Below are 3037 nucleotides of genomic sequence, written 5' to 3'. Positions count from 1 at the left end.
TTCCCTTACGTCTCACTGATAAGCGCATATTGTTTATTCTGTACATGAGAAAAGCTTTTGAAGTGAGATAAACAAGGAAGATTGCACAGAAGGCAGAGGAAAACCCCCGTCTAGTATTACGGGGGTAAATTGCACCAAGCTATCGAGCTTTTGAGCAGTTTCTCATTTAGTTACTATACAAATGAACATCAGTATTATCGATCTTGATTACTTCATATTCAGACTTTAAGTGAGCAAGAAACTCTTCAAAAAAATACCTTTCTTTATAAAGCTTAGCGCTATAGCGATCACTGGTAACTTGGCAATCTGTTTTGCTTCTATTGATTTTGGTAACATACCAATCGCTATCATTGAGTGACGTTTTAAGTTTTATGATCCAAGCCATGTCCATTCCATAACCGTTTGGTAACAGTAGAAAGATTAGTGTTTAGTTATTAGCTAACTAGATGGTTTACGTTGAACGCTTTCGATTTGGTGTTTTAGCAGCATTGCTTCAACGATCTGGTTTAAACACTCTCTCTCACTAGGATCAAGAATTTCAATTCTTTGCATGTTATACGCTAAAGAGTCATCTACAGAAGTACTTAAGTTTCCAAAGATATCCTTAATACCAGCCCCGAGCGCAACAAGTGCTTTCATCATCTGACTAAACTTAGGCTCCGTCTCTCCATTCTCGTACTTCATATAGGTAATGTTTGATACGCCCATGATTTCGGCTACATCCTTTTGAGTTAAACTATTCTTTATTCTTAACTCTCTCAATATCTCATTTGACATGTGATTATGGTCCCTTTTTATAAGCTTTCTTATATTTTAACTCATGTTAATTTATACAGTGGGCTTGTTAATATACATTTCTTATGTTTGAATATAAGAAATATTAGTATTGACAGGATTTGGGTACTCAGTGAAAAAGAAGGTCTTTACAGCAGATGAGCTACAGATCGATACGGAGTCTAGTCCGTTCGTCTTTGTAGATTATCTGTCGTGGACCATTCAGTATTCTGCGCTTCGCCATGCACATAAATCAGACCTAGGTTCTCTTATCTGGGCGCCACTTCCCAAACCGGACTACCGATTAGCTCGAACTCCCAAGCAAAAAGAAAAACTCATTGAACGTTACAAACAGCGATGGAACGTAGCAATGATGGAACGATTGGAAGTTTTTTGTCTTCATGTTCTTGGACTTCGAATGTCTTCCTGGCGAGAAAAGGGCTTGTATGGTTACGAAGATTCTTGCCACTTGATGCCTAAACACTCTAACAAACACGTAGGTTTTGTTCTCTTAGGTGGTAATCGCGGTACCTGTCATTTTCAGATCGAAGGGCTAGGGTGCAAGTCTGTTCTGGAGCATACAACCTTATTCCGCCTTCATTGGTGGCTCAATTTATTGGGCTGCTCACGTCTTTCACGAATTGATCTTGCTGTCGATGATTTCCATGGTCTTTTCGGTCGAGAGTATGCACGAAAAGCCTTTGCAGAAGATGCCTTTAGAACATCAGAACGTGGTCGCGGGCCTAGTGGTGGCGAGAGATATTTTGCAGATCCTTCAGGCAAAGTTCTCAATGAATCTTTTACTGTCGGTGATCGCTCGTCACGTATTCATTGGCGAATTTACAACAAAGCAGCGCAGCTAGGACTCGATATGTATTGGTTCCGCAATGAAGTGGAACTTAAAGAGATGCCCATTGATATCTTATTGAATATTAAAGGCTATTTTGCTGGTCTCTGTGCTTATTCCGCCTCAATTATCGCGTCGTTACCTGTAAAAGTAGTGAACAAAAAGAAACAAGTCGCTCTAGAAATACATGAGCGCATCCGCTGGGCTCGTCGTCAAGTAGGACGAACTCTGTTTGATATAGCAAAGCACTTTGATGGTGATCTAGAGAAGGTGTTTGGTCTGTTGATCTCGAAGGAAATTAACGATGGCCATCTAACTATTCCGGACACTTACAAGAAGATACTTTACGAAATAATGGAGACTTAATTATGTCTGTGCGTCACATATTACTGGGTGGTACTTATTCAAAAGGTGTATCCAAAGACAACAAAGATTACGAAGTACCAACGCTTTATGCAGGCAAGGCTTTAAGGGCTTGGGAGAATGAAAAGGGGTCTTGTATCGCGTTTGGCAGTGAAGCTATCAAGTTGAGGTTCATTCCAAGTCCTAGCATTCTTGAAAAGTTCAACACAACGATCACTCCAGCTTTAGTTGAGTTCGTCTACGAACCTGATCCAGAGGATCCGCAGCGCAACTTAGTTCGTGACTTTAAAGTTGTAAAGACCTTGTTCGATGAGCCTGTTTCCGCCACAAACGTAAAGAAGGGTTAATCGATGTTTGAAGCTCCAACACGTTGTATTTATTACAGAAATGGCATAACGCTAACGACGCGTCAAGATGAGCCAACACACCAATGCACATCCTGTTATAAGCCTTGGTATGAGGAAGACTTGGATCTATTTATTGTCGTTGCCACACCAAAATGTCCGTATTGTGGTTCAAATGTTCGACGCTTAACAAAACAAAGACCACTGAAATAAACAAAGCCCGTAACTGTTGGAGCAGATACGGGCTTCTTATCAAAACCAACTAATAGAGAGTTGATTATGACTGCACAAAATTATTCCATGACAGACATCGTAGATCTAGCCCAAGATGTAAAACGACTGGCTGATTTTCAAAATTTCGTAGACGATTCATTTACGCGTTCTTTTAAAGAAGAGCTAAGTGCTGTGTTGATGGACAAAAGTGAAGAACTGCACAACGCACTAGAGGCTTCGAACTTCATAACACTGATAAAAGCTTCATCAGGCGTAAAGTTCAGTGACTAGGTAAAGAGCGTGGTAACGTGAGAAGCTCGCTATATGGCGGGCTTTTTTTGTATCTCATTGATACTAAACGATTACAACCAAAGTGCGTATTATGTGGTGAGATTTATGTTGAGTGGTTTGCTGAAAGCCAAGCGCGGTAAAGGGTGGGCGACCGACTTACTCATTGTCGGCTTGCCGTACATGTTAGGAGGGCGCATCGCTTTAC

Annotated in this window: 5 protein-coding genes; 3 read left to right on the top strand and 2 right to left on the bottom strand. The window is 40.8% G+C overall.

Features of this window, described 5'->3' with window-relative positions:
• Positions 1–166: 166 nt before the first annotated feature.
• Together VME0621_RS25925 and VME0621_RS25920 are read right to left on the bottom strand one after the other, a co-directional pair.
• Positions 167–385 carry a hypothetical protein gene (locus tag VME0621_RS25925; protein ID WP_062463931.1) on the bottom strand — a complete coding sequence of 73 codons (219 nt, stop codon included), beginning with the start codon at positions 383–385 and terminating at the stop codon, positions 167–169.
• Between the two features lie 53 nt (positions 386–438).
• On the bottom strand, positions 439–777 hold the full coding sequence (locus tag VME0621_RS25920) for a helix-turn-helix transcriptional regulator (RefSeq protein WP_082795591.1): 339 nt from the start codon (positions 775–777) through the stop codon (positions 439–441).
• A 130-nt stretch (positions 778–907) separates the two neighbouring features.
• Here VME0621_RS25920 and VME0621_RS25915 point away from each other — a divergent pair, with 130 nt between their 5' ends.
• The 3 genes from VME0621_RS25915 to VME0621_RS25905 all read left to right on the top strand — a co-directional run bounded on the left by VME0621_RS25915 (position 908) and on the right by VME0621_RS25905 (position 2832).
• Positions 908–1987 carry a replication initiation factor domain-containing protein gene (locus VME0621_RS25915; protein WP_062463926.1) on the top strand — a complete coding sequence of 360 codons (1080 nt, stop codon included), beginning with the start codon at positions 908–910 and terminating at the stop codon, positions 1985–1987.
• 2 nt (positions 1988–1989) lie between these two features.
• Entirely contained in the window at positions 1990–2331 is a 342-nt protein-coding gene (locus VME0621_RS25910) for a CTX-RstB family phage integration protein (protein ID WP_062463924.1), read from the top strand.
• Between the two features lie 276 nt (positions 2332–2607).
• Positions 2608–2832 (top strand): hypothetical protein, encoded by a 225-nt coding sequence (locus tag VME0621_RS25905; protein WP_062463922.1) that lies wholly within the window; start codon positions 2608–2610, stop codon positions 2830–2832.
• Positions 2833–3037: the final 205 nt, after the last annotated feature.

The sequence above is a fragment of the Vibrio mediterranei genome (assembly GCF_900088415.1).
GTDB lineage: Bacteria > Pseudomonadota > Gammaproteobacteria > Enterobacterales > Vibrionaceae > Vibrio > Vibrio mediterranei.
This window is presented reverse-complemented; position numbering and strand designations above follow the sequence as displayed.

Bases quoted from the DNA above. Each gene is read 5' to 3' on its own strand.
- VME0621_RS25925 (WP_062463931.1), bottom strand. From the start codon at position 385: ATGGCTTGGATCATAAAACTTAAAACGTCACTCAATGATAGCGATTGG.
- VME0621_RS25905 (WP_062463922.1), top strand. From the start codon at position 2,608: ATGACTGCACAAAATTATTCCATGACAGACATCGTAGATCTAGCCCAA.
- VME0621_RS25920 (WP_082795591.1), bottom strand. From the start codon at position 777: ATGTCAAATGAGATATTGAGAGAGTTAAGAATAAAGAATAGTTTAACT.
- VME0621_RS25910 (WP_062463924.1), top strand. From the start codon at position 1,990: ATGTCTGTGCGTCACATATTACTGGGTGGTACTTATTCAAAAGGTGTA.